Genomic DNA, 24303 nt, shown 5'->3' on the forward strand with positions numbered 1-24303 from the left:
TTTTTTGGGTTTAACTTTGTATATATTGATTCTGCATATTAATATATTGACATATATTCTGAGGAGATTTTAATGATTTTTACAGTGATTACGGTGATTACCGTAGAAAATTTATGGAACTATATTTAATCCGTCACGGTATCGCAGAAGAACATCAACCAGGGTTAAAAGATGAAGGGCGATCGCTCACCCAAGAAGGCAGACAAAAAACCGCAAAAGTAGCCCAAAGATTAATAAAACTTGGTTTTAAATTTGATTTAATCCTCACTAGTCCCCTAGTCCGCGCCCAACAAACAGCAGAAATACTCATGGCAGCCGGATTAAGTTCTCAGTTAGAAACCTCAGATTATCTCAGCTTTGAAGGCGATCTTCAATGGTGGCTAAGAGACTGGTTAGAACCGAGAAAATATCCTCAAAATACCCAACTAGCACTGGTGGGACATGAACCCTGTTTAACTAATTGGGCTGAAATTCTCCTTTGGGGTGAAGCAAAAGAACAACTCGTCCTTAAAAAAGCAGGTATGATCGGAATAAAAGTACCAGATGATGGTTCTCCTGTGGGTCGTAGTCAAATGTTCTGGTTGACACCTCCCAAGTACCTACTATAACAGTTTTTCGAGCTTTCGCATAAAATAGTTGTTAAATCGGCAACTGTTATAGTGAAAAGGATCTCTGGTAAGTTAGCGTGTTCAGATATTTCACAAAGCAAGTGGTGTAGCCATGACGGTGTGCGAATATAAGCCTGGTTTAGAAGGCATTCCCGCAGCCCAGTCTAGCATTAGTCATGTAGACGGGCAAAAGGGAATACTAGAGTATCGGGGCATTCGGATCGAAGAATTAGCAGAAAAAAGTACCTTCCTAGAAACTGCTTATCTTTTAATCTGGGGAAAATTGCCCAGCAAAGAAGAATTGACAGCTTTTGAGAGTGAAGTTAACGCTCACAGACGGATAAAATATCGTATTCGGGACATGATGAAATGTTTTCCCGAAAGTGGTCATCCAATGGATGCTCTCCAAGCCTCCGCTGCTGCCTTGGGTTTATTTTATTCTCGTCGTGACTTACATAATCCTGTCTACATTCGTAATTCTGTAGTCCGGTTAGTAGCCACAATTCCCACAATGGTAGCAGCGTTCCAGTTGATGCGGAAAGGAAATGATCCTGTAAAACCGAGGGATGACTTAGATTATGCCGCCAACTTCTTGTATATGCTCAATGAAAAAGAACCTGACCCCCTAGCAGCGCGGATTTTTGATATCTGCTTAATTCTGCACGTTGAGCATACAATGAATGCTTCTACCTTTAGTGCGCGAGTCACAGCTTCCACCTTAACCGATCCCTATGCAGTTGTAGCTAGTGCAGTAGGGACATTAGGCGGACCATTGCACGGTGGAGCAAACGAAGAAGTAATACAGATGTTAGAGGAAATTGGCTCTGTAGATAACGTCCGTCCTTACCTAGAAGATCGTCTACAAAGAAAGGCGAAAATCATGGGATTTGGACACCGCGTGTATAAGGTAAAAGATCCTAGAGCCACAATATTACAACTTTTAGCGGTGCAATTGTTCGAGAAATTCGGCTACGACAAGTTTTATGAAATTGCCCTGGAAGTAGAAAGGGTAATGGCCGAAAAAGTTGGCAGTAAAGGAATTTATCCTAACGTTGACTTTTATTCTGGTTTAGTGTATAGGAAAATAGGAATTCCCACAGATTTGTTTACACCAGTATTTGCGATCGCCCGTGTTGCAGGTTGGTTAGCACACTGGAAAGAACAACTTGAAGAAAACCGGATTTTCCGACCCACACAGGTCTACAACGGTCTACACGAAATTCCTTACACTTCCATTGAGCAGCGTTAACTACCTGGGAAGGTGACAGGTGACAGTTATGAGGTATTTTCCTGGGAATAGGTGATAAATACCCAATTTTAGATTTGAGATTCTAGATTGATGCTCTCAAGTGGACAGATTGATAAGTGTCATCTGTCAGCTTGATGAGGTTGACAATCAAAAATCTCGAATTTACATGGATAATCTGGAATTGGCATTGTCATCACAACCTGCTGTACAGGAAAATCAGACAATTTGCATAGAATATAAAACCGTTACCAATTTGGGGACGGTAACTTTGTCTTGTCAGAATAATAGGTGACAGGTGACAAGTGACAGGTGACAGTAAGAAGAGAAAAGGAAGAGGAGGAGGAAAGAGGTTTTTTCCCAATCACCAATCACCAGTCACCAATCCCTAATCACCAATCTCAATCTCAACCATAAGCAGAAGTTGTCATCTGGGATCAAAAGGGTAAAACCATCAAAGGATATACTAAACTCAGGAATTGGCAACAAATCTACAATCAGGCATCATCTCAATAGAGATTCTAAACCAGTAAATTTACAGATATTAAATTAAATAATGTTTGTTAATTTACTATGACTCGACGAATTACAGAGTAGCAAACATGAATGCAGGAATTGACCTCCAAGGAACTTTTATCGAATCCGTCAAGGATTTGGGCATACCAGCAGGGGCAGCCAAAGCCCTGTGGATGCCATTACCAATGATCCTGATGCTGATTGGGGCAACAGTAGGTGTACTGGTTGCAACCTGGCTAGAACGGAAAATTTCTGCGGCCGCACAGCAACGGATTGGTCCTGAATATCAAGGTCCATTTGGTTTGCTAGTGCCTGTAGCCGATGGTTTAAAGCTGATCTTTAAAGAAGATATCGTACCAGCCAAAGCAGATCCCTGGTTATTTACCCTTGGTCCAATAATCGTAGTAATTCCGGTATTCTTATCATTTTTGATTGTTCCCTTTGGGGAGAATATCGTGATTACTAACGTCGGTATGGGCGTATTTTTGTGGATTGCATTATCCAGCATTCAGCCCATAGGCTTATTAATGGCTGGTTACGCATCTAACAACAAATACTCCTTGTTAGGGGGTTTGCGGGCAGCCGCGCAATCAATCAGTTATGAAATACCATTGGCGTTGAGTGTATTGGCGATCGCCATGATGTCTAACAGCCTCAGCACCATTGACATCGTAAACCAACAATCTAACTTCGGGATTTTGGGTTGGAACGTTTGGAGACAACCACTAGGTTTCATCATCTTCTGGATCGCCGCCCTAGCAGAATGCGAACGTCTACCCTTTGACTTACCCGAAGCGGAAGAAGAACTGGTAGCAGGATATCAAACCGAATACGCAGGGATGAAATTCGGTTTATTTTACTTAGGTTCATACATCAACCTGATCCTGTCTTCCCTACTCGTAGCAATTTTATATTTGGGCGGTTGGCATTTTCCCATTCCCGTCAGCTTGATAGGTGACTTTTTGGGAATGAGTGAAACCAACCCCATCTTACAAGTAATCACAGCTGCTTTAGGTATCACAATGACCGTACTTAAAGCGTATTTTCTCGTATTTCTGGCCATCCTGATTCGTTGGACAGTACCACGGGTACGGATTGACCAACTGCTAGATTTAGGATGGAAGTTCTTACTACCAGTTGGCTTGGTTAACCTGTTATTAACCGCAGCACTAAAACTAGCCTTTCCCGTCGCTTTCGGTGGTTAAAGAGATTTTAGATTTTAGATTTTAGATTTTGGATTGAATCTTAAATCTAAAATCCAAAATCCAAAATCCAAAATTGTTAGAGAAGAGACACAAAAAATGCTAAAGTTCCTCAAACAAGTTGGTGATTACGCCAAAGAAGCAGTACAATCAGCGCGTTATATCGGACAAGGGTTATCCGTCACCTTTGACCACATGCAACGCCGCCCTGTTACCGTACAATACCCTTATGAAAAACTGATTCCTGGTGAACGGTTTCGGGGTAGGATTCACTATGAATTTGACAAGTGTATTGCTTGTGAAGTGTGTGTGCGTGTTTGTCCCATTAACCTCCCTGTAGTTGACTGGGAAATGGACAAAGCCACTAAGAAGAAAAAACTCAAACACTACAGTATAGATTTCGGAGTTTGTATTTTCTGTGGTAACTGCGTGGAATACTGTCCCACAAACTGTTTATCCATGACAGAAGAATATGAACTTTCTACTTACGATCGCCACGAATTGAACTACGATAGCGTAGCATTAGGACGCTTGCCCTACAAGGTGACAGACGATCCAATGGTGACACCACTGCGCGAACTGGTTTATCTACCTAAAGGCGTACTTGAACCCCACGGAGTCCCCGCAGATGCTCCCCGTGCTGGTTCTCGTCCAGAAGACTTAGTTGAAAGTGGTAATGGGTAATGGGTAATAGGTAATGGGTAATAAATCGTTTTTTCCAATTACCAATTACCAATTACCAATTACCGATCAGCATTTATCAAAACATCAAGAGGATCGAAAAAAGTGAATTTAGCCGAAGGAGTACAATCTGTTTCATTTGGCATATTAGGTGTAATGATGATTGGCGCAGCACTAGGAGTAGTGTTGTTTTCCAACATCGTTTATTCCGCCTTTTTGCTGGGTGGTGTATTCATCAGCATGGCCGGACTTTACCTATTGCTAAATGGTGATTTTGTCGCAGCAGCACAAATTCTGATTTATGTGGGTGCGATCAACGTCTTGATTTTGTTTGCCATCATGTTGGTAAACAAACGTCAGGATTTTTACCCTTTACCCAGTGCTGGTTTACGGAAAATCATTACCGGTGTAGTTAGTCTGGGACTATTTGCCCTATTAAGTACAATGGTACTGGCAACACCTTGGGCTAATACCTCTACACCTGTAGTTGGTCAAAATTCCATAGTTTTAATTGGTGAACATTTCTTCACGGACTTTTTGCTTCCCTTTGAATTAGCTTCCGTATTGTTGCTAATGGCAATGGTAGGAGCAATCATTTTGGCACGTCGGGAATACTTACCAGATGAAGTTACCCCTTCCGAACTGCCACAAACCATCTTAACCTTGCCAGAACGCCCCAGAGAATTGGTATCTAGTGGCACTGATGACTAGGGTACTGGTGACTGGTGACTGGTGACTGGTGACTGGGAATATGAATTTACCCAATGCCCAATTACCAATTACCAATTACCAATTACCAATTACCAATCACCAATTACCAATTACCAATTACCAATTACCAAACTATGCAACTTCAATACTTCTTACTACTTGCAGCAGCTTTATTTTGCATCGGTATCTATGGTTTAATTACCAGCCGTAACGCCGTCCGTGTACTCATGTCAATTGAGTTACTGTTAAATGCTGTTAATCTAAATTTAATGGCATTTTCCAATTTTCTCGACTCAACATTAATTAAAGGTCAGGTTTTCACTGTTTTTGTGATTACTGTGGCAGCTGCGGAAGCGGCGGTAGGGTTAGCGATTGTACTGGCTATTTATCGTAACCGTGATACCGTTGACATGGAGCAGTTTAATCTCCTCAAGTGGTAACAGTACGTGCAATTAAAGCAGGTAATCATAGCTTACAAAGCGCGAGACTCCCAAAGTAAACGCTGGGCTGAACTCTGCGCTAAACAATTAGAAGACCGCCAATGTCAAGTTTTGGTTGGACCTAGTGGACCCAAAGACAACCCCTATCCAGTGTTTTTGGCATCCGCCAGCCAACCAATTGATTTAGCTTTAGTCCTTGGTGGTGATGGTACGGTTTTAACCAGTGCTAGACATTTAGCCCCGGCTGGTATCCCCATTTTGGGGGTAAATGTGGGTGGCCATTTGGGGTTTTTAACTGAGTCAATGGATGAGTTTCAAGAACCGGAACGAGTTTGGGATCGGTTATTTGAAGATCGCTATGCTCTCCAACGCCGAATGATGTTACAAGCGGCTATTTATGAGGGTCATCGGACAAATTTAGAACCAGTTACAGAACATTACCTCGCCTTAAATGAGTTTTGTATTAAACCCGCTTCTGCTGATAGGATGATCACCTCGATTCTGGAAATGGAAATTGATGGTGAGGTGGTTGATCAATATGTGGGTGATGGGTTAATTATTTCTACTCCTACAGGTTCTACAGGTTACACGGTTTCGGCTAATGGTCCAATTATGCACGATGGGATGGAGGCTATTACCATCACTCCTATTTGTCCGATGAGTCTTTCTAGTCGTCCCCTAGTTTTACCTCCTGGTTCTGTGGTCAGTGTTTGGCCGTTTGGGGATTATGATTTAACTACAAAATTATGGATGGATGGGGTGTTGGCTACTTCCATTTGGCCTAATCATCGTGTTGATGTGCGGATGGCTGACTGTCGTGCTAAATTTATCGTTTTGCGGGCTAATAATTCCTATTATCAAACTCTGCGAGAAAAGTTACTTTGGGCTGGTACTAGGGTTCGCTACACTAATCATGGTCAGCACAATTAAAAATAAGTATTCAGCCATCAGCTATCAGCCGTCGGCTTTTGAGGCTAAAAGTCAATTCACCTGAAAAAACTCAATACCAAGATCCCAGGTTTCTTGTAGAAGTCCGGGATCTATTACTATTTAGGGCTTTTGTTATTGACAAAAAAAATAAATTGTGTAATTACAAAATTTGTATTCTATTGCCAGATTTTAGTGATCAAAATGTTCATAATTAGATATTAAATCCTCTTAGAATTTTTCACAAATTTAAGTATTAACCTGGATGTAAATGTATTACAATCCTATCACTTCATCTTTTTCATCTGTACAGTTTACTGATTTTCCGGTCTTGGAAAGTGAAAAGTATATCCTGCGACTGGCTAAAACTGATGCAGAGTTAGAATCTATTTTTCGCTTACGGTTTCAGGTTTTTAATCAAGAGTTGGATTTGGGTTTTTCTAGTTCTAATTTTTCTCAAATGGATCGGGATAAGTTTGATTATTTTTGTGATCATTTATTGCTGATTTGTAAAAGGACTGGTGCAACTATTGGTACTTATAGAATGCAAACTTATACAATGGCTGCAAAAAATTTAGGTTTTGATGCTGCTGATATATTTAATCTTGCTCAAATTCCTGATTTTATATTGCAGTCTTCTGTAGAAATTGGTCGTGCTTGCATAGCTCAAGAATATCGCAATAGTTACACACTTTTATTACTTTGGCAAGGTTTAGCTAATTATTTAATTTATACTGGTAATCAATATTTTTTCGGTTGTGCATCTTTGTTAACTCAATGTCATAAACAAGCTGTTTGTGCTTATAATTATTTTCTCTATAATCATTGTTTACATTCTCATATTTTAGTGAATCCTCATCCAGAATATTCCATAGAAATTAATTCTAATTGTCCAGATATCTATAATGTAGAAATTCCGAAAATTTTACAAGCTTATTTGAGTATTGGTGCAAAAATTTGTAGTCTTCCTGCTATTGATAGACAGTTTAAAACTATTGATTTTTTAATTATCTCTAATATTGGGGATTGGGGATTGGGTATGGCTGATTTAGCGTAAGCATTCAGCCATCAGCAAGCCCTATGTATCTGATACCAATTTTATTTGAGGTTGCCCTATTCCGTAGGGGCAATTCATGAATTACCCCTACAATGTATAATTTGACAAAAATCTGATTATGGCAGTAAAATCTAAAATTGCCGGTTAATTGTTCATTGTTAATTGTCCATTATTTAATTTGGGTTACTCTCCGATAAGTTGCTTTGCGTCTAAACCTGTTAACTGTGTGACTTGTTCTATAGGCATTCCATTATTTAACAAATTAACTGCCACTTGTCTTAATTTATTTTCAGCTTGTTCAGCCCGTTGTTTTTCTTGTTCAGCAAGTTCTAAAGAAGTAGGAAATAACTCACCGATCTTATTTGCCCAGCGTAACCAAGTGGCATTGACACCGCGATAATTACCCTGCCAACGTACTAAACTTAAACCTAAAACTGTACTTACTAACTGATTTTTTTCATTAAAAGCAATCGGTTCATACACACCGGTATTAATGTGAAAACCTGCAAAATCATCTGGGTTAAAAGGATCAAACCAAAAATATTCAGAAACACGCATTTGATTTTGATAAATCAGTTTTTTCTCATTTTTATCATTTTTAGCTGTGCTTTCTGAAAGTAATTCAATTACTACATCTGGTGATTTTCCTTCTTCCCAAACTACCCAAGAAAGACGCTCTTTTTTGGGAACTCCTAAGACGGTAAAGAAGTCTGGACCACGAAAATCCTGATTTTTTAATTGCGCTAAACTGTAGTAGACAAACATATTGCCCCCTACATATCCATCAGTCCTTTGATCTAGCCAAGGCTGAATGGTATCAATTAAAATATCCAATTGTAATTTATGTCTTTGTGTCTCCATCGGAATACCGTCATCATAAGGAAGTTCTGCCTGGGTGGGTGGCATTTCCACAGTAGTTTCAGTCGCAAGAGTTTCTAACATATAGCAATCTGATATGATGACTCAGATCATTCACGTTTCCTGCTGTTTGTTGTTTTTATCCAACAAAAACTGCTGATCAAAAATAGGAAGTTTATCTTTGCTGTTTGTGGAAACGTGAGGAACAATCTTTGTATTCATATTAGCATTCTCTTGAAAGAAAGTTTGTGTGTAAATAATGATGCACTTTGCTTTCATTTTTGGCTGGCTGATCAATGCTTAAATTTTCAGTTCTGCTAACCCCAAATAACGGATACCTTCAGGAGAAATATCAAACCGATAAGGGAGAACTTCTAAACCTTGTTTAATTGCTTCCCGTAACAATTTACCATATACAGGATCTGTGCTATCTCCTGGGGCAAATTGTGTACAATCTCCGCGATTGATAAAATACAACATTACTGCCCGACTTTGGGGTAAAACTTCCATTAATTCCCGCAAATGTTTTTGTCCTCTGGTGGTTTCTGTGTCGGGAAACAGGGCTAAAGTTCCCTGCGACCAAGTTGTATTTTTTACTTCTAAATAAATGGGGCGTTGTCCTTCTTTTCCGGTCAGGTAAAAATCTACCCGGCTTTTTTTGTCTTTTCCATAAACAACTTCACCTTTAACTTGTGTATATTCACTTAATTCTGGGAAAAGATATTTCTCTAAAGCCTGTTTCACAACTCGATTAGGTAAAGCAGTATTGACACCGACCCAAGTTGGTGCTAAATCATCTACTTGAATCAATTCCAGTGTATAAGCTAATTTGCGGTTAGGATTATCACTTTTAGATAACTGTACAGGACTACCTACTTTGGAAACTCCTGTCATGGGTCCTGTATTTGGACAGTGTGCTGTTACAACCTCCCCGGAGTCCAGTTGAATATCAGCAAAAAAACGCTTGTAGCGTTTGAGTAAAATACCAGTGTATAATTTAGGGTACTGATACAGCCAGTTATTCATTCTGCTAGGTAAATTATAAATTTGAATTAATAGTAAATATACGATAAAAGAGGTTAGCAGGAGGAATGAGAGCTTTGAAAATATTGGGAAAATATTGGGAAAATATTGGGAAAATATTGGGAAAATATTTTTGTTCCCAGATGAGTAACTATATAATGGAGTAGGGAATAGGGAATAGGGAATAGGGAATAGGGAATAGGGAATAGGGAATAGGAAAGTGAGTAGCTAGAGTTCTTGTTAAATATTCCAACTTAATAAATTTTGTAGTCACATTTACAACAATTACTAAATAATTGCTTATAATAGATATTACATACCTCTCATGTAAAAAATGGGAGGAATTTAAAAATCCAGTTCGCATTCAGCTATTAGCGGTCAGCAGTCAGCTAAAACTACCTGGAAAATGGAGTTTTTGCTGGCTGAATAATTATAAAATGCAAGGAGAAAAATCCTATGCAACAAGTATCTTCTGTAACGGGGTTAGAATATGCTTTTCTGTTTACTCTGAGAAAGGTAAATTCTATTAATAATCAAGGTTTCCAGCCATTTTTTGAGAACTTACCTGTTGATCCTTATATTAAGGGCAAATATCGCTCTAGAAGGTTATCAAGAGTAATGGTTGCTGAGAATAAGTTGATTAAACTTTCTCATGGATATTTGTGCCAAAGTCGAGAATATAATCCTTTATTGGGTGATATCAAAAGAGAGTTCGCAGAATTAGAATATGGACTGATAGAACTGGAAATTTTTAAGAATTTGGTTCTAGCATTTATTGATTCTTGCAAACTCCATCCAGAAGCAGAAATTGGTATTCATCAAATCAGAACTACTTGTTCACCAGGTCATTTAGGAAATCCCGCCCCTGAAGGTATTCATCAAGATGGAACTGATTTTATTGGCATTTTTTCTGTTGGTAGGAACAATATTCAAGGTGGAGAAACACATTTATATACTGCTAAAAAAGAGAAACCAGTTTTTCACAAAATTCTCCAACCCGGAGAACTGCTTTTAGTTAATGATCATGAGTTCTTCCACTTTACTAGCCCGATTAAATCTGAAAATCCAGCACCGGGAACTAGGGATGTTTTCGTGTTGACTTCTCCTAGTTTAATTCAACCTTAAAAAGGGTAATACTCAGATCCCCGATCTCTTAAATAAGTCGGGGATATATCCACTTTATATTTGATGATAAGTATGTCGAAAAACCACATTTTCCGTAGGGGTTGAGCATTGCTAAACCCCTACAACACGACAACAATAAATTTTTGTGATATAATAAAATTTGTGATATAATATTGTTTTAAATAAATTTAAATCGAGTTCATAGAAAAAACTAAATTATGACTTCTGAATTTTACAATCGCGGCTTAGAAAAAGCGAAACAAAAAGACTATGCTGGTGCTATTGAAGATTTTAACCAAGCTATACAGCTAGATCCTTACTTTAGTACAGCTTACATAGAAAGGGGTTTAGCTTATTATAAATCAGGTGCGACTTTACAAGCAGTTTTTGATTATAATGAAGCTATTAAGCTGGATGGAGAAAATGCCAAAGCTTATTATTTTCGGGCGTTAGCAAAATTAACTTTAAAAAATCTTCCTGGTGCTTTAGAAGATGTAGAAAAAGCGATTCAGTTTAAATTTAATGATGCTGGTGCTTATGATTTACGGGGGATAGTACAGCGCAAACAAGGAAATATTCCAGAGGCGATCGCTAATTTTAAAAAAGCAGCAGAATTATATTTAGCACAAAAAGATAAAGAAAATGCGTGTCTTTGTTTAGAGAAGATTAAACAACTACAACCAAAAGCAGAACCAAAACTAAATCAAGAAATCAATAAACCAGCAGCAATTCCCACACCAATTATATCTACTCAATATTATTTCACACAATTATTAGAAAAGGCAGAAAAGGGAGATACAAAATCGGCAATTTCTGATTTAAATTGGATATTAAAAGCTGATGCTCAAGATGCCCAAGCTTATTGCTGTCGTGGGGTGGTACTTTGTAAAATGGGTCAATATCGAGAGGCGATCGCAGATTTTAATCAAGCAATAAATTTAAATTTTCAAGATGCTATTGTTTATCGGAATCGGGGAAAAGCTCGTTCTCAAATAGGAGATTATCAAGGGGCTTTGGCTGATATCAATCAAGCCTTGAAAATACAACCCCAAGACAATTTAGTATATATTGCTAGAGGTAATGTCTATCAATCAATGGGCAATTATTTAGCAGCAATTCAAGATTATTCTCAAGCAATACAAATGAATCCTGAGCATCCATTAGCTTACTATAATCGTGGTATTGCCTACACTTGTTTAGAAGAAATGCCCAATGCTGTGGAAGATTATCAAAAAGCAGCTAGTATCTATTGTGAACAAGAAGACTGGGAGAATTATCAACTAGTTTTAAATAGTCTGCAAAAAATTCAATCATCTATCCCAGCAACCAACAAAGCCACCTATAATTTATTACGTCAAAGACTATTACGTATGGTTGGAGGACATTGGGAAATAGCCGCAAGATTAATTGAGCAAAAGCAAGATTTTTATCCAGGTATGTCGGAGGAGTGGTATTTACAAACAGTAATTGATGATTTGGAAAGAGATAGACGATAACAATTGATAATGGACAATTGACAATTGACAATTACATCTTTTTCTCATTAAAAGGAAAGGTTTTAAACTTGGCATCAAACAATTATCAATTATCAATTATCAATTATCAATTATCAATTACCCAGTTGCTACATTATTGTGAAAAACGCCAAATCTTAATTTTATTATCCTCTCCACTGCTAACTAAAGTTTTGCCATCAGCACTAAAAACCAAGGATGTGACGGTGTTAGTATGTCCAGTAATAGAGGAAATTTCCTCACCTGTAGCCACATTCCATAGTTTAATATTAGGTTTAATAGTTGGATGACATTCTATACAATCTCGATTACCACTAACAAGAGTTTTACCATCTGGACTAAAAGCTAAAGATGTGACATTATGATCTTGTTTAGTTATAGTGCGAATTTCCGTTTTTGTATTGATATTCCACAGTTTAATTGTGCGATCGCGACTAGCACTAGCGAGAATTTTACCATCTGGACTAAAAGCTAAAGATGTCACAGTTTGGGAATTAGGAGTTAATGAATAAATTGATTTTTCTGGTGATTTTTCTGGTGATTTTTCTTGGGTGATATTCCACAGTTTAATACTTTTATCAAAACTACCACTTGCTAAAGTAAAACCATCAGGACTAATAGCCAGAGAACGTACCCAATAAGTATGATCTTTGAGAGTAAGAATTAGCTTTCCTGTTGCTAAATTCCAAACTTTAATAGTTGTGTCATCACTAGCACTAACCAAAGTTTTCCCATCCTTACTAATAGCCAAAGCATGAACTGAATCAGTATGACTAATTAAGGTATGAATTAACTGACCTGTTGCTAAATTCCAAACTTTAATTGTTTTGTCATCACTACCACTGACCAAAATTTTACCATCAGGACTAATAGCCACGACATTGATTTTTTGTGTATGTCCTTGCAGTGAATAAATCTCTTGATCTGTGGTAATATTCCATAGTTTAATAATGCGATTACCAGCACTAGCAATAGTTTTAGCATCTGAAGTAATAGCTACAGAGGAAATTGATTCATTTGGTTCTGTGATAGTTTTCAATAAAGAAATTTTTTCTAAAGACTCCTGTGGTGGTTGTTGAACAATAGTATCACTCTTAGTTTGACTTTTCCTATTTTGCAGGGGACTCCAGCGAGAAAAAATAGTTGTTTGTAGTTGGTGAAAGTGTCTATAACCAAATTCTCCCAAACCTAAAAATACTATTGTTCCTACTATTAAAATTGAATTTCTCAGCAAAATATATTTTTGAGGATAAACATTAGCTTTCTTTGCTGGTGCTGATAATAAAGAATTACTAGCTGGTGCTAGTAGATGTGTGTACTGTTTACTTAAATCTCTAATCACTTCATCAGCAGATTGATAGCGATTCCGAATATCTATTTGTAGTAACTTATCAATAATTATTGCTAACTCATAACTGAGAGGAGAATGCAAATAAGATTGCCAATTATTTAACCAACTATATCCATGTTCCATCCATAACTGAAAAGGAGAAATTCCCGTTAATAAATGAAAGCAGGTAGCACCCAAACTAAATAAATCACTAGCAGGGTACGCTTTACCATCTCTGATTTGTTCAATGGCAGAATAACCATGTGAACCTATAGAAGTTCCATGTTTTTTCTGCACTTTAGCTGTTAATTGTTTAGAAGAACCAAAATCAATGAGAGTTAATCTTCCGTCACTTTTGCGGCGGATAATATTTTCCGGTTTGATATCTCGGTGAATAACTCCACGACTGTGAATAAATTTGAGAATAGGCAACAAATCTAACAAAATAGATTGAATATCCCAATCTTTGTAGTTTTTCCGTAATTGCAACTCCTGTAATAAATTTTGTCCATCAATAAACTGTTGTACCAAATACAGACAGTTATCTTGTTCAAAATAAGCTAAGAGAGTGGGAATTTGTGGATGTTCTCCCAGTTCTCTCAGTCGTTTTGCTTCTTCACAAAACAACTCCATTGCTTTTTTTTGTGACCAAGTTCCTTGGAATTTTGGTGCTAACTGTTTAACGACACAACAATCATTTAATTTATCTGTATCTTCTGATAAATAGGTTCTACCAAAACCTCCTTCATCGGAAAGTACCCGAATCACACGGAAACGATTTCTTAAAAGTGGTACTAAGGGAGTATTGCAACTTTGACAAAACTCTTTTCCTTCTGGATTTTGAGGATTTTTGCAATCAGGATTTAAGCAGCATATCATGATCAAAGAAGAGTGACTGCATGATAAATAATGCTAAGTTATTTCCGCATTTTCCCTTGATTTCATGGCTTCTTGCTGACTGAAATGGTAGATCAACCTGGTGAGGGATTGAGGAATTACTTATTATATTCCAAGTTTTTAAAATGTCTTCTGTTTTCCTGAAGATGGGAAAACCACAAGAGCCATTATTTATATCTTTTGATCATACCGCAAGCTCAATCAAAAATCATGTCAAATTGCCATGACAATCTTTGATTTATATGTTATTGATTTCTGAGACCAATACTACTAAATGCAGTAATCACTCACCAATTACCCATTACCCATTACCCATTACCCATTACCTATTACCAATTTTAATGTGTTTGTAATGCTTTAAACCATTTATTTAGAACTGTATTGATAGTTTGTTTAATTTGATGCTTACGATTCCATTTTTGGAAAGCAGCTTCATAGTCTTCACCTTTGCTTTGAAAGGTGTTCCAAATATCAAGTACAATGGTGAGTCCAGAGAATAGTAAAATGTATAGTGACCAAGAAAGACCAGCACCACCAACCAAATCTACAAGTATGAAAAAACTATTAACAATTGCATAATTACCCAGACGTTTTTTAAATTTACCTTGGCGGTAAAGATCAAAAGCTTTGCGTTGTTGTACTTCGCTTTGTTGGACTATCCAATCACATTCCGCTTGTTTAACTGCTTCTGGTGAAATTTGTAACTCGGCAGCAATTTCGATAATTTGCTGATATGAAAATTCTTGATCACGATCATCGGTTTGACGAGCGATCGCTAATTGTAGAATTTGCTGCACCTGTTCTTGACTGTAGGAACGGGGGTTGTTAGATTCAAATACGGTCATAATTTTTGCTCTGATAAGAATTTTCATAATTTGCACTACTTCTACAGTAGCAAATCTAGATGGTAGATGGTAATTGGTGACTGGTGACTGGTGACTGGTGATAGGGTTATTAACTTCCCCTACCGCCCTATCACCTCATCTTCCCACCCAGCGACAACAGAAGTAGTCATTTGAGGGCAACTTTGGGGCTAAAAGCTGCAAAGATGTAGATTTACCCAGGAATTTAAGGTAATATTAAAAGGTAATATTAAATATTATTGCCAAGTTACCTGATGCTATGTTTGATATATTGCCCTTTAGATTTGAATTAGATAAAATTGCGATCGCTGGAGCTTGTTTATGGTCTTTAGCTTTATATTTAGCTTTAGCATCCACCAGAGAATGGGTAATAGATCAATTAAATCGCTGGTTTAATTTTGCCGAAAGATTCCTTTACACCAGTGAAACAGAATTTGAAAAAACCCGCAAGGCCAGAGAATCACAAAATGCTTTTTACGCTTCACTTTTTAGCATTGTACCTTTTTTCATCTTTGGTGCATTATCTAACTGGGGTTTAGAAATCAGTTTAGGTGAGAGTTGGGGAATTAGCACAGGTATACTGTCCTGTATGGGTGCGGGTATTTATGAACTAGGGCGTAGAGATGGGGAAAATTCTGATTAGATGGGTGTAAATTGAGTAAAATGTGGGGACGATAAAACACATACTAGAGATGTTACATTGAAAAATGTGTTAAATTGATAGAAATATAATAGGCTATTCGGCAAAAAATAAATCAATCTCAAAGTTAAATCAGGTGGGAAAAACCCACCCTATAAAACATAACTCAAAACATAAATTAAGCCGTCCGAAAACGGGCTAATTCTTTTCCTGTTTTAGCATCATGGGCGTGAACAGTACACACCAAACATGAATCAAAAGAACGCGCTACATGACCCACTTCTACAGGATCATTAGGATCAGCAATAGGTGTACCTATTAACGCTTCTTCCACAGGTCCACGTTTTCCAGCACCGTCACGGGGTCCAATATTCCAAGTTCCGGGGGCGATAACTTGGTATTGTTTAATCTTACCTTCTTCTATTTCCACCCAGTGACACAAAGCGCCTCTCGCTGCTTCCGTTGCACCCCAACCTTTACCGTCTTTTTCTTGGGGTTTAATATACCAGGGTTCGTTTAATTTAAACTCCTTCAAACAACGTTCCGCTTGCCGATATAATTTGACTAATTCGTGAACTCTCGCTAGTTGTCTGAGGTGAACATTTGCACCGCCCATTTTTTTGAAGACATCAAGAATAAATGGGTCATAATGTTGCCATGACTCTCCATGTTTTCCACCTGCAACTAATTGACGTGCTAAAGGTCCAGCTTCTAATCTTCCTAAGTCTTGGTGTAGGACTGCACTTGCCCAAGAATATGCACCGCTAAAATCTTTTTGGTTGTTGATAGTTGGGGACGTTTTGCGATCGCTCGGATGCCAATCTTGAGTACCTTCATTATACCAAGAATGGGTTAAATTTTCCCGTGCAAAAGCCTGATCCATCAATCTATGAGTATCTTTACAACCATCGTAAACACCGCTTTTCATAATTACCGCAGCGTTACGTCCTTCAATGGTGGGTTTATTATATCTATCCTCATGGGGTAAATATCCCCAAGTGACATATTTACCCACACCTACACCATATCTATCTAACCCGATATCTAGACCCATACGCCAGTATAAACCTAAGTCAGATTCTCGGTGTTTGATATCTTCATTTAACCATTTTTGGAAATCCTCATAAGATTGAATTTCCTCATATCTTTCTAAAGAACATCCTAACCAAACTGGTTCTAACCAATTAGTGCGGAAATATTCTAAAATCCCCCAAGCGCGGGTAATATCAGTCAAAGTGGGGGCGCACATTACACCACCAGGAACCATATAACTGCTATGGGAACTGGTGATATACTGAAAATGTTACTAAAGAACTTATTTTTTCAGGTAATTTTGCTCAGTTATAACATTTTATTTTCACTATTTCCGCTTTTATAAATAAGTGAATATTTAGGGAATAATTCAGTAAAATCAGGGAAATTGCGTAGGCGCAGCCCGCCGCAGGCATCGCCAAAAGTTAATATCGGAAACCTATCCCCCATCTCTACATGAGGATGCAAATACAGACTCCGGGGACTGGTTCGCAGATATGTTTGCAGATTTTGTATAGATTAGACTTCTCCAGAAAAGAAATTATGGCTTATTTATGGGGGCAGGTCGAAGCATTTGGGATATCTAGATGTCTGATTTTTCCGTCAAATTATCGCCCAAATGCTTCGCCCCTACAATATATTAAAAATCAATACATTCTATTTTGGAGAGGTCTATTTTGAACCGCAGAACACTACAGACGGTAGGTATAGGGAATGGCGAAAATAAAAGCAACGGAATTACAGTATCAAGCAGTTTTTGAACAGAAGTTAATTGAAGCTAATAGTAATTTAAAAAGGGAGAGAGTTAAAGTTAGTATTAAACAAACTGGAAATTCTCTCCAATTACGCGCTACGTTACCTTTAAAACCAGGAGATAGTAGTGTAGGTAAACAGAAAAAACAGTATGATTTATCTCTGGGAATACCCGCAAATTTAGAGGGTTTAAAAACTGCAATTGAGGAAAGTTACGAGTTAGGTAAATTAATTGCTCGTCATACTTTTCAATGGAATGAGAAGTATTTAGGAATTAAATCGAGAGAGAAACAAGAACTTAAAACCATTGGGGAATTATTAGATACCTTTGATGAAAAATATTATCAAACCCGTCAAAAAACTATCACCAGTGAAAATACTTTTGCTAACTATATATCTGTGATTAAAAGAAACTTTGATTTAACAATTTTAGCTACTAAGGAAAATTTTGAGGAAGTGATTAATTCAGTTAATGGTAATAAAAAAAATGAATTAATTGCGGTAACTTCGGTTTTGATCAAAACCTTTAATTTAGGATTTCAATTGGATGTAAAACGAGATCACGTTATTCCTAATTATCGAGAAATACCGGATGATGAAAAAATTATCTCTAGTTTTTACCTCTTTGAAAAATTCGCCCTCAACCGCAAAAATACAAATATTAGTGATGAAATAGACACATGGGAAATGTGGCGTTGGGTATATGGAATGTTGGCAACCTATGGATTAAGGCCAAGGGAATTATTTGTAGAAACGGATATTAATTGGTGGATGTCCCCCCAAAATATAGATCATACTTGGAAGGTGAATAAAAATACCAAAACTGGATATAGAGAAGTTATTCCTTTTGTACCTGAATGGGTAGAATTATTTGATTTAAAAAATCCTAAACCGTTAAATATTTTAGCAAGAAAACTTGAAAAAATTGCTTCTGTACAAAATATTAATTGGATGAGAAGAGATATATCCAGATGGTTTAGAAAAGTGGGAATTGAGTTTCAACCTTATGATTTACGCCATGCTTGTGCAATTAGAGCGCATCTTCAGGGAATAGCAATTAAAGCAGCAGCAGATAATTTAGGTCATACTGTTGATGAACATACTAAGACTTATCAAAGATGGTTTGGGATTGAAAACCGGAAAAAAGCTTTTGGTGAGGTAATTAGTCAAAGGTCGTTAATTGAGTTGCAGAAGAATGAGATTTTGGCGTTAAGGATGGAGAATGAAAGGTTGAGGTTGGAGGTGGAAAGGTGGAAATTGTTGGGAGGTAAGAATTTATAGGGGTGGGAACATTTATACGAAAAAATCCCATATAATCCTGCTGTTAAGGGTAATTATAGTGAAAAATTCTGTATAATATCTGAATAAGGATATAATAAATAAGTTTTCCATATAATACGAAAATAGGTGCTTGTAATGCTTGATATATAGGGATTAAGATTAGTGAGCTAGATGGTTAAATGACTGTTAAAATACCCTGTATTGCGTATATATTTATTAGCTATAAATGAGGTGTATAAGCATGGACATAGATAGACGAATTTTCCTGGATGGAGAGAAATTGCTGCTTAGTAAAGCAAGTAATGCTGTTTTCAAGATTAGCGATTACGGATTAAAGTCGCTTCCGTATGATCAATTGATGTCAGTCATGGGTTTTAATGGTAAAGAAGCTATCGGTGGCAAATTGCATTTAACAAACTATCGCTTGATCTTCAAATCTCACCCTTTAAATCGGGTTACAGGTAAATTCAGTATTTTTTTACCTACGATTAATAGTGTGCTTGATACATCTCAATTTCTAACAAAGAAAATTGAAGTATCTACGCATACGCAAAATTTTGAGTTTATTTTATGGGGTATTCCATCCTTTATTCAGGCTATTAACTCTGCATCAAATAGTTTGACTGAAACGCAAAAGACTGATATTAAGAATTACGTAAAAAAGGATTATGAGAAAGTGGGTGATGGCTTGAAAATTTCTAAAGTCATGGATAAAATTGCATTAAAGATGCCAGATACAGTAAATCAAGTTCTTGAAATTGCTCAAGATCCTATCAGCCTCACAGGAATATTGAACGTCCTTGAACTGTTGGAAATGATTATGAAAGATGGTGAATAGCAGTTTGTTTCCTTGCCATTTTGTAGTAAATGGGTAGCAAAATTGTGGGTAAACCTATGATAATGTACCTTTTTTGAATACGAGTTTGATGAACCGCTTGTTTTAACACTTTGCTTACTAGATAATTGTATGAAAAAATGTTATATGTAAAATTTGTATATAATTTAAGTTGTATTGAGACAATAATCTGGAAAAATTATGAATCGTACGGCAGTCGAAAGAGCATCTGCGTTTGAAAAATTAGTAGCTGATTTGTTAATTGCCTTGGGTTTTGAGAATGTGACATTGCAATCCACTATAGCAAGCCCGGATAGGTGTGTGGATATTCAAGCTTATAATATCACAAAATCACCAACTGGCGAAAAGGTTTCTGAATTGTGGCTTGTAGAAACTAAATACTACGTTAACAATCAAATTGATTCCCGTACAATCGCACAACTATCAGGTATTCTTAATATTGAAAAAAGAGCTAAGGCTCTCCTTGTTACTTCAAGTAATTTGACTTCTTCTGCTTGGAATTACGTGCATAAGTTAAATGCCTCAGTTGAAAAAAGACTTGAAGTATGGGACAGAGATAAGCTACTAACTCTATTGGCAAAATTTCCACAACTAGAAGAAAAATATAAACAAATTACTTCCAGCTTTCCGTTAAGCCTATCCACAGCTAAAAACGAAATATCCTCCTCACTAATACAAAGGCTATCAATCTGTCCTTTAGGGAAAGAAGGGTGGAAAGATTTTGAAGATATTTGCACACAGATTTTAACTGAAGTATTTGTTCCTCCTCTCAAGCCACCAAAACAACAACCTCGTACTCTCAATGGTCTTGAAAGGCGTGATGCACTTTTCTCACTTAGGGATGCAGACATAGATACTGGATGGGCAAAGATTTGTAGAGATTTTGATTCTAGATTTTTACTGTGTGAATTTAAAAACTATACCAATCCTTGTACTAAAGATGAAGTAAACCAAACTCGGAATTACTTAAAACAAACTATTGGAAGATTTGGTATAATTTTTAGTAGGAAAGGCGCAGATTGTGGTGCTTATAGAATGCGAAATAGTATATATTCTGAGGAAAAAAAGATCATTTTACTTTTTGATGACAACCATCTGATTGAACTACTTAAACTCAAGGCCGCTAATCAAAATCCTATCGATCTTATCCGTGATGCCATAGATGATTTCTACATCTCTCATGAGTGAGATATCAGCTACCAGCCACATAACAACGCCACTTCACCAGATAGTGCGATCGCTCAACTTCTTTTTTGTGCTTCCTTAACTATTATTAAATGAGATGTTTACAGATAGGGAAGCGATCGCTCAATATCCAAACAATATATTAATAAAAATATGCGTGAAAACATTGACACTCAAAAGTTAGAACGTCTGATGCAAGTCTTAGGTAGAGAAGCCCAGGGTTCAGGCTGCATCTACTTTACAGGAGGAGCTAGTGCGCTACTAATTGGATGGCGTAACTCCACAGTTGATGTTGATCTTCGTCTAGATCCTGAACCACCAGGCATTTTTCAAGCTATTGCCAAACTCAAACAAGAATTAAACATTAATATCGAATTAGCATCTCCCCAGGATTTCTTACCACCTCTTCCTGGATGGCGTGATAGAAGTGTATTCATTGGCAAACGAGGTCAAATTTCGTTTTATCACTATGATTTTACCGCCCAAGCTCTTGCTAAACTATCCAGGGGATTTGACCGTGATATTAAAGATATTGAAGCCATGTATAAACAGAAATTATTCTCTTTGAATGATGTACGGAATTGCTTTGAAGCGATCGCACCTGAACTAATCAGATTTCCCTCTCTAAACCCTGATATCCTTAGAAGTAGAATTGAGAAATTTATTGAACGTTGTGAAAATAACCTGGAGGAAAATCAATCATGAATCTTAATGAATTACCAGGTGCAGAAACAATATTACCTGGACTGAATGATCTTCACAATGGTGAATCTAATACAATTGGAGCATTATTAATTGCAATTGCCTCAACACGGTTATCTGAAGCAGGTTTAGATATCCCTAAAGATCACCTAGCACCAGAACCAGAGTTAACTTTATATGCTAATCTCCAAGATAAACAAGAGGATGCTTACAGTTACTATAATGCTTTGCTTAATCAACTAAATAGCTTTTGCAATGCTCTTGAATTAAGTTATAAATATCAGCCGTCTAAATTTACTGTTTAACATCTTTGAGAAAAGCGATCGCTCAATCTTTATTTTCTAGTGCTTCGTTAACTACTAAGTCGTAGGGCGACCAAATTGGATACTCTGAGGCAGAAAAGATTACTTGTAATTCAGCATTTGGGATTTGTTTTGCTAGGAGTTTCAAGAGTGATAATTTATCTGACTGACTCAGATTATTGACTAGAGGAATTAACTCAGCGAGTGACATATTTTAAATTTTTAGATATACAATAATACATTGATTATAAGCGATCTGTGAGGTAAAAATTAGAATTACTCCTCTCTACAAAGCTATAATGTGATTGAAGTCAAAAAACCATAACCTGAAATGTCAACCATTGAACAAATTGAAGCAGCTATTCTGACGCTTCCACCAGAACAGTTTCAGCGACTCCGGCAATGGATATTAGACATAGACTACCAACATTGGGACGAGCAGCTAGAACAAGACATCGCAGACGGCAAACTGGAGGCTTTAGCAGAAGAAGCGATCGCTCAATTTCCTTTTTTGTGATTCCTTAACTGTGATTAACTGCGATCTCATGAGTAAGCGATCGCCAATTCTGTGGGGTGCGTTAATGAAATGTAATGCACCTGATAAATTCACCATTAAACATCTTTAATAAGTGGGGTCAGTCAAATAGCTACCATCTCAATAGCGTTTCAATGCTATAATTGGTAATAATATAGAAAAGTTCTTGAAATGTAAAATCTTATATGACTACTCTCCTAGAAGTTGAATCAGCAATCAAGCAATTGCCAGAGAGTGAAGTTCGTGATCTGGTAAAGTGGCTTCAAGAATATATTGATGAGATGTGGGATCAGCAAATTGAGGCAGATTTATCATCAGGGAAATTAGATCGCCTTATTGCTCAGGCAGAAAAAGATATTGCAGCCAACAACGTGAGGGATCTTGATGAAATCCTTTGCAACGAGTGAGTTTTGGAAAACTTATGCTAATTTGTCACCTGAGATGCAAGAGCAAGCGCGGAAGGCTTATCAGCTTTGGCAGGAAAACTCACTTCATCCCTCTTTGCACTTCAAAAAAGTCGGTAAAAATCTTTGGTCTGCCCGTGTCACTGGTGGATATAGAGCCTTAGCCTTAAAAAAGGGTGACGATTATTATTGGATTTGGATCGGTAATCACGATGAATATGAAAGTCTTTTAAATTAGCCCGTTGTGGTAAGCCAGTTTGCCAATTCTATAGGGTGCGTTAATGAAATGTAAAGCACCTTTTTCTGTGGCATGATGAGTTCGATAATCTACAATCTACCTTCCGTGCCAACGAACAATTCTGAAATACAGAACCAAGCAAGAAACATCTTGGATGCAATTGCGTTTACTCCCTTTGAGCAATGCCAACCCTTGAGCCAGGATTTTAGCGATATTCCTGATCGTCCGGGTATTTACGCAGTTAGGCATAGATATCAAGGATTGCTTTACATTGGTAAAACCAAAAGCTTACGAGGTCGTTTTAAAGGTGGACACAAGGCTTTTTTGTGGGCTTGGCTCGATCAATATAAAAGTGAAGATGTAAGAATTGCGGTGCAGATAATACCTTACTCGAAAAACCCTGCGTTATTATTAGAACTAGAGGCGATAATTTTGAGAGCGACTGAGCCACCATATAACGTTAAAATCCATATCGAGTCCTAACCCATGCAAGTGAAACCTTCGGAGCAAATTTCGTCCGATGATGCAGAGATTATTTTAAAACACTTACCAGACTGGATTCAAGATGCCCTGATTTCTCGTGCTAATGAAATTGATTATCCCGTTGAAGCAATTATTGAGATGGCGTTCACGTAGTGTCTCTGAAAGAGAATCGCCAGCTTTCTAGACACAGAAGCATTAAGTTTTGCCGACTGTAAGCCAGGGCGAGGTCAATAAGTCTAATAAACATCTTTGCAAAAAGCGATCGCTCTACTTCCTTTTCTTGTACTTCCTTAACTATTATTAAATGCGATACCTACAGGGAGGGAAGCGATCGCTAATCCTGTAGGGTGCGTTAATGAAATGTAATACACCTTATCTGAATCTGATTGGTTTTGTAAAAAAAATTCTCGCTAAACTATAATCAGAGAAACAGCAAAATCAGATTATGAACTTAGATACAATTCAACAAGATATTGCCTCTCTTCCTCCCGATGCACAACAAATCATAGTCGAACTTGTAGAAGTCCTAAAAAAACCCTATCTTCTGAGTCAACACAAATCTTCAGAAAATTCCTTGCAAGACTGGTCAGACTTTATCGGTTGTATAGAAGCTGAAACTGACCTCTCTAAAAACTATAAAAACTACTTAGATAGTGAACTTAATCAAAAATATGATCATAGTTGATACAGGCTTTTGGTTAGCTCTTGCTAATAAACAAGATGTAGTTTATATAGCCGCCAAAAAACGATTTCAAGATTTAGCTAATCAGCAATTTATTACAACCTGGTGTGTCGTTACAGAAACTTGCTATTTGTTACAAAAAAGAGTAGGAGTAGATGCTCCAAAAATATTTATTAATATTTATTAATATTTATTAATATTTATTAATAGTT

At 37.2% G+C, this 24303-nt stretch carries 26 protein-coding genes and 3 pseudogenes; 23 read left to right on the forward strand and 6 right to left on the reverse strand.

The features are described from left to right. Positions 1-113: 113 nt before the first annotated feature. From sixA to H5968_RS01865, 8 genes are all read left to right on the forward strand, one after another. Positions 114-608, forward strand: coding sequence for a phosphohistidine phosphatase SixA (gene sixA / locus H5968_RS01825; RefSeq protein ID WP_187038577.1), 495 nt, complete (start codon positions 114-116; stop codon positions 606-608). 112 nt (positions 609-720) lie between these two features. Next, positions 721-1857, forward strand: coding sequence for a citrate synthase (locus tag H5968_RS01830; protein ID WP_187038578.1), 1137 nt, complete (start codon positions 721-723; stop codon positions 1855-1857). Between the two features lie 599 nt (positions 1858-2456). Continuing rightward, positions 2457-3575, forward strand: coding sequence for an NADH-quinone oxidoreductase subunit NuoH (nuoH, locus tag H5968_RS01835; protein ID WP_187038579.1), 1119 nt, complete (start codon positions 2457-2459; stop codon positions 3573-3575). A 96-nt stretch (positions 3576-3671) separates the two neighbouring features. Further along, a complete protein-coding gene (gene ndhI / locus H5968_RS01840; RefSeq protein ID WP_096572790.1) occupies positions 3672-4256 on the forward strand; it encodes an NAD(P)H-quinone oxidoreductase subunit I in 585 nt (194 codons plus the stop codon). A 102-nt stretch (positions 4257-4358) separates the two neighbouring features. Beyond that, positions 4359-4964, forward strand: a complete 606-nt coding sequence (locus H5968_RS01845; protein WP_187038580.1) for an NADH-quinone oxidoreductase subunit J — start codon at positions 4359-4361, stop codon at positions 4962-4964. A 134-nt stretch (positions 4965-5098) separates the two neighbouring features. Further along, positions 5099-5404 (forward strand): NADH-quinone oxidoreductase subunit NuoK, encoded by a 306-nt coding sequence (nuoK, locus tag H5968_RS01855; RefSeq protein WP_006199065.1) that lies wholly within the window; start codon positions 5099-5101, stop codon positions 5402-5404. Between the two features lie 6 nt (positions 5405-5410). Next, positions 5411-6334 (forward strand): NAD(+) kinase, encoded by a 924-nt coding sequence (locus H5968_RS01860; RefSeq protein ID WP_096570924.1) that lies wholly within the window; start codon positions 5411-5413, stop codon positions 6332-6334. Between the two features lie 268 nt (positions 6335-6602). Then, a complete protein-coding gene (locus tag H5968_RS01865) occupies positions 6603-7388 on the forward strand; it encodes a GNAT family N-acetyltransferase (protein WP_096570922.1) in 786 nt (261 codons plus the stop codon). Positions 7389-7571: 183 nt separating this feature from the next. Here the strand turns inward: H5968_RS01865 and H5968_RS01870 are convergent, their stop codons facing one another. Both H5968_RS01870 and sfsA read right to left on the reverse strand, forming a co-directional pair. Then, positions 7572-8330, reverse strand: coding sequence for a Uma2 family endonuclease (locus H5968_RS01870; RefSeq protein WP_187038581.1), 759 nt, complete (start codon positions 8328-8330; stop codon positions 7572-7574). A gap of 216 nt (positions 8331-8546) precedes the next feature. Next, positions 8547-9272, reverse strand: a complete 726-nt coding sequence (gene sfsA, locus H5968_RS01875) for a DNA/RNA nuclease SfsA (RefSeq protein ID WP_187038582.1) — start codon at positions 9270-9272, stop codon at positions 8547-8549. Between the two features lie 453 nt (positions 9273-9725). On the opposite strand from sfsA, the gene H5968_RS01880 reads away from it, so the two are divergent. Further along, on the forward strand, positions 9726-10394 hold the full coding sequence (locus H5968_RS01880) for a 2OG-Fe dioxygenase family protein (protein ID WP_187038583.1): 669 nt from the start codon (positions 9726-9728) through the stop codon (positions 10392-10394). A gap of 218 nt (positions 10395-10612) precedes the next feature. Then, positions 10613-11890, forward strand: coding sequence for a tetratricopeptide repeat protein (locus H5968_RS01885; RefSeq protein WP_187038584.1), 1278 nt, complete (start codon positions 10613-10615; stop codon positions 11888-11890). Between the two features lie 133 nt (positions 11891-12023). Here the strand turns inward: H5968_RS01885 and H5968_RS01890 are convergent, their stop codons facing one another. Then, positions 12024-14117, reverse strand: coding sequence for a serine/threonine-protein kinase (locus tag H5968_RS01890; protein ID WP_187038585.1), 2094 nt, complete (start codon positions 14115-14117; stop codon positions 12024-12026). A 356-nt stretch (positions 14118-14473) separates the two neighbouring features. Then, positions 14474-14980 (reverse strand): 2TM domain-containing protein, encoded by a 507-nt coding sequence (locus H5968_RS01895; protein WP_137667287.1) that lies wholly within the window; start codon positions 14978-14980, stop codon positions 14474-14476. A gap of 277 nt (positions 14981-15257) precedes the next feature. Here H5968_RS01895 and H5968_RS01900 point away from each other — a divergent pair, with 277 nt between their 5' ends. Beyond that, complete coding sequence (locus H5968_RS01900) at positions 15258-15641, forward strand: hypothetical protein (protein WP_187038586.1); 384 nt, start codon at positions 15258-15260, stop codon at positions 15639-15641. Between the two features lie 175 nt (positions 15642-15816). Here H5968_RS01900 and H5968_RS01905 read toward each other — a convergent pair. Further along, positions 15817-16917: pseudogene (locus H5968_RS01905) on the reverse strand (nickel-dependent hydrogenase large subunit); the annotation flags it as partial. 372 nt (positions 16918-17289) lie between these two features. Between H5968_RS01905 and H5968_RS01910 the strand changes: the two are divergent. The 5 genes and pseudogenes from H5968_RS01910 (at position 17290) to H5968_RS01930 (ending at position 21752) form a co-directional block, all read left to right on the forward strand. Continuing rightward, a pseudogene (locus tag H5968_RS01910) lies at positions 17290-18704 on the forward strand (site-specific integrase). 241 nt (positions 18705-18945) lie between these two features. Then, positions 18946-19542, forward strand: coding sequence for a GRAM domain-containing protein (locus H5968_RS01915; protein WP_187038588.1), 597 nt, complete (start codon positions 18946-18948; stop codon positions 19540-19542). A gap of 198 nt (positions 19543-19740) precedes the next feature. Beyond that, on the forward strand, positions 19741-20748 hold the full coding sequence (locus H5968_RS01920; protein WP_187038589.1) for a restriction endonuclease: 1008 nt from the start codon (positions 19741-19743) through the stop codon (positions 20746-20748). Between the two features lie 150 nt (positions 20749-20898). Further along, positions 20899-21450, forward strand: a complete 552-nt coding sequence (locus H5968_RS01925; RefSeq protein ID WP_187038590.1) for a DUF6036 family nucleotidyltransferase — start codon at positions 20899-20901, stop codon at positions 21448-21450. Further along, on the forward strand, positions 21447-21752 hold the full coding sequence (locus H5968_RS01930; protein ID WP_096570896.1) for a hypothetical protein: 306 nt from the start codon (positions 21447-21449) through the stop codon (positions 21750-21752). Before H5968_RS01925 ends, H5968_RS01930 begins: the two co-directional genes overlap by 4 nt. Positions 21753-21774: 22 nt before the next feature. Here the strand turns inward: H5968_RS01930 and H5968_RS01935 are convergent, their stop codons facing one another. Continuing rightward, positions 21775-21960 carry a hypothetical protein gene (locus tag H5968_RS01935; protein WP_096570894.1) on the reverse strand — a complete coding sequence of 62 codons (186 nt, stop codon included), beginning with the start codon at positions 21958-21960 and terminating at the stop codon, positions 21775-21777. 120 nt (positions 21961-22080) lie between these two features. Here H5968_RS01935 and H5968_RS01940 point away from each other — a divergent pair, with 120 nt between their 5' ends. From H5968_RS01940 to H5968_RS01970, 7 genes and pseudogenes are all read left to right on the forward strand, one after another. Continuing rightward, the gene (locus tag H5968_RS01940) at positions 22081-22266 is read left to right on the forward strand and encodes a hypothetical protein (RefSeq protein ID WP_187038591.1); all 186 of its coding nucleotides are present in this window, start codon (positions 22081-22083) and stop codon (positions 22264-22266) included. Between the two features lie 203 nt (positions 22267-22469). After that, positions 22470-22691, forward strand: a complete 222-nt coding sequence (locus H5968_RS01945) for a hypothetical protein (protein WP_137668688.1) — start codon at positions 22470-22472, stop codon at positions 22689-22691. Further along, positions 22669-22926 carry a type II toxin-antitoxin system RelE/ParE family toxin gene (locus tag H5968_RS01950; RefSeq protein WP_137668687.1) on the forward strand — a complete coding sequence of 86 codons (258 nt, stop codon included), beginning with the start codon at positions 22669-22671 and terminating at the stop codon, positions 22924-22926. Before H5968_RS01945 ends, H5968_RS01950 begins: the two co-directional genes overlap by 23 nt. A 150-nt stretch (positions 22927-23076) precedes the next feature. Beyond that, positions 23077-23409 carry a GIY-YIG nuclease family protein gene (locus H5968_RS01955; protein WP_370569740.1) on the forward strand — a complete coding sequence of 111 codons (333 nt, stop codon included), beginning with the start codon at positions 23077-23079 and terminating at the stop codon, positions 23407-23409. 3 nt (positions 23410-23412) lie between these two features. Further along, a pseudogene (locus H5968_RS26010) lies at positions 23413-23643 on the forward strand (hypothetical protein). 211 nt (positions 23644-23854) lie between these two features. Further along, entirely contained in the window at positions 23855-24094 is a 240-nt protein-coding gene (locus tag H5968_RS01965; RefSeq protein ID WP_187038594.1) for a hypothetical protein, read from the forward strand. Continuing rightward, the gene (locus H5968_RS01970) at positions 24081-24278 is read left to right on the forward strand and encodes a type II toxin-antitoxin system VapC family toxin (RefSeq protein WP_228051833.1); all 198 of its coding nucleotides are present in this window, start codon (positions 24081-24083) and stop codon (positions 24276-24278) included. The genes H5968_RS01965 and H5968_RS01970 overlap by 14 nt, the downstream gene beginning before the upstream one ends. The last annotated feature ends 25 nt before the right edge of the window (positions 24279-24303 follow it).

This window comes from Sphaerospermopsis sp. LEGE 00249 (assembly GCF_014299995.1).
Lineage (GTDB): Bacteria > Cyanobacteriota > Cyanobacteriia > Cyanobacteriales > Nostocaceae > Sphaerospermopsis > Sphaerospermopsis kisseleviana.

Excerpts from the sequence above, each read along its gene's own strand:
- H5968_RS01880 (WP_187038583.1), top strand. The coding sequence starts at position 9,726 with ATGCAACAAGTATCTTCTGTAACGGGGTTAGAATATGCTTTTCTGTTT.
- H5968_RS01830 (WP_187038578.1), top strand. The coding sequence starts at position 721 with ATGACGGTGTGCGAATATAAGCCTGGTTTAGAAGGCATTCCCGCAGCC.
- H5968_RS01965 (WP_187038594.1), top strand. The coding sequence starts at position 23,855 with ATGAACTTAGATACAATTCAACAAGATATTGCCTCTCTTCCTCCCGAT.
- sixA (WP_187038577.1), top strand. The coding sequence starts at position 114 with ATGGAACTATATTTAATCCGTCACGGTATCGCAGAAGAACATCAACCA.
- H5968_RS01940 (WP_187038591.1), top strand. The coding sequence starts at position 22,081 with ATGTCAACCATTGAACAAATTGAAGCAGCTATTCTGACGCTTCCACCA.
- H5968_RS01945 (WP_137668688.1), top strand. The coding sequence starts at position 22,470 with ATGACTACTCTCCTAGAAGTTGAATCAGCAATCAAGCAATTGCCAGAG.
- H5968_RS01935 (WP_096570894.1), bottom strand. The coding sequence starts at position 21,960 with ATGTCACTCGCTGAGTTAATTCCTCTAGTCAATAATCTGAGTCAGTCA.
- ndhI (WP_096572790.1), top strand. The coding sequence starts at position 3,672 with ATGCTAAAGTTCCTCAAACAAGTTGGTGATTACGCCAAAGAAGCAGTA.
- sfsA (WP_187038582.1), bottom strand. The coding sequence starts at position 9,272 with ATGAATAACTGGCTGTATCAGTACCCTAAATTATACACTGGTATTTTA.
- H5968_RS01895 (WP_137667287.1), bottom strand. The coding sequence starts at position 14,980 with ATGACCGTATTTGAATCTAACAACCCCCGTTCCTACAGTCAAGAACAG.
- nuoK (WP_006199065.1), top strand. The coding sequence starts at position 5,099 with ATGCAACTTCAATACTTCTTACTACTTGCAGCAGCTTTATTTTGCATC.
- H5968_RS01885 (WP_187038584.1), top strand. The coding sequence starts at position 10,613 with ATGACTTCTGAATTTTACAATCGCGGCTTAGAAAAAGCGAAACAAAAA.
- H5968_RS01900 (WP_187038586.1), top strand. The coding sequence starts at position 15,258 with ATGTTTGATATATTGCCCTTTAGATTTGAATTAGATAAAATTGCGATC.
- H5968_RS01865 (WP_096570922.1), top strand. The coding sequence starts at position 6,603 with ATGTATTACAATCCTATCACTTCATCTTTTTCATCTGTACAGTTTACT.
- H5968_RS01950 (WP_137668687.1), top strand. The coding sequence starts at position 22,669 with ATGAAATCCTTTGCAACGAGTGAGTTTTGGAAAACTTATGCTAATTTG.
- H5968_RS01915 (WP_187038588.1), top strand. The coding sequence starts at position 18,946 with ATGGACATAGATAGACGAATTTTCCTGGATGGAGAGAAATTGCTGCTT.
- nuoH (WP_187038579.1), top strand. The coding sequence starts at position 2,457 with ATGAATGCAGGAATTGACCTCCAAGGAACTTTTATCGAATCCGTCAAG.
- H5968_RS01930 (WP_096570896.1), top strand. The coding sequence starts at position 21,447 with ATGAATCTTAATGAATTACCAGGTGCAGAAACAATATTACCTGGACTG.
- H5968_RS01870 (WP_187038581.1), bottom strand. The coding sequence starts at position 8,330 with ATGTTAGAAACTCTTGCGACTGAAACTACTGTGGAAATGCCACCCACC.
- H5968_RS01920 (WP_187038589.1), top strand. The coding sequence starts at position 19,741 with ATGAATCGTACGGCAGTCGAAAGAGCATCTGCGTTTGAAAAATTAGTA.
- H5968_RS01925 (WP_187038590.1), top strand. The coding sequence starts at position 20,899 with ATGCGTGAAAACATTGACACTCAAAAGTTAGAACGTCTGATGCAAGTC.
- H5968_RS01970 (WP_228051833.1), top strand. The coding sequence starts at position 24,081 with ATGATCATAGTTGATACAGGCTTTTGGTTAGCTCTTGCTAATAAACAA.
- H5968_RS01890 (WP_187038585.1), bottom strand. The coding sequence starts at position 14,117 with ATGATATGCTGCTTAAATCCTGATTGCAAAAATCCTCAAAATCCAGAA.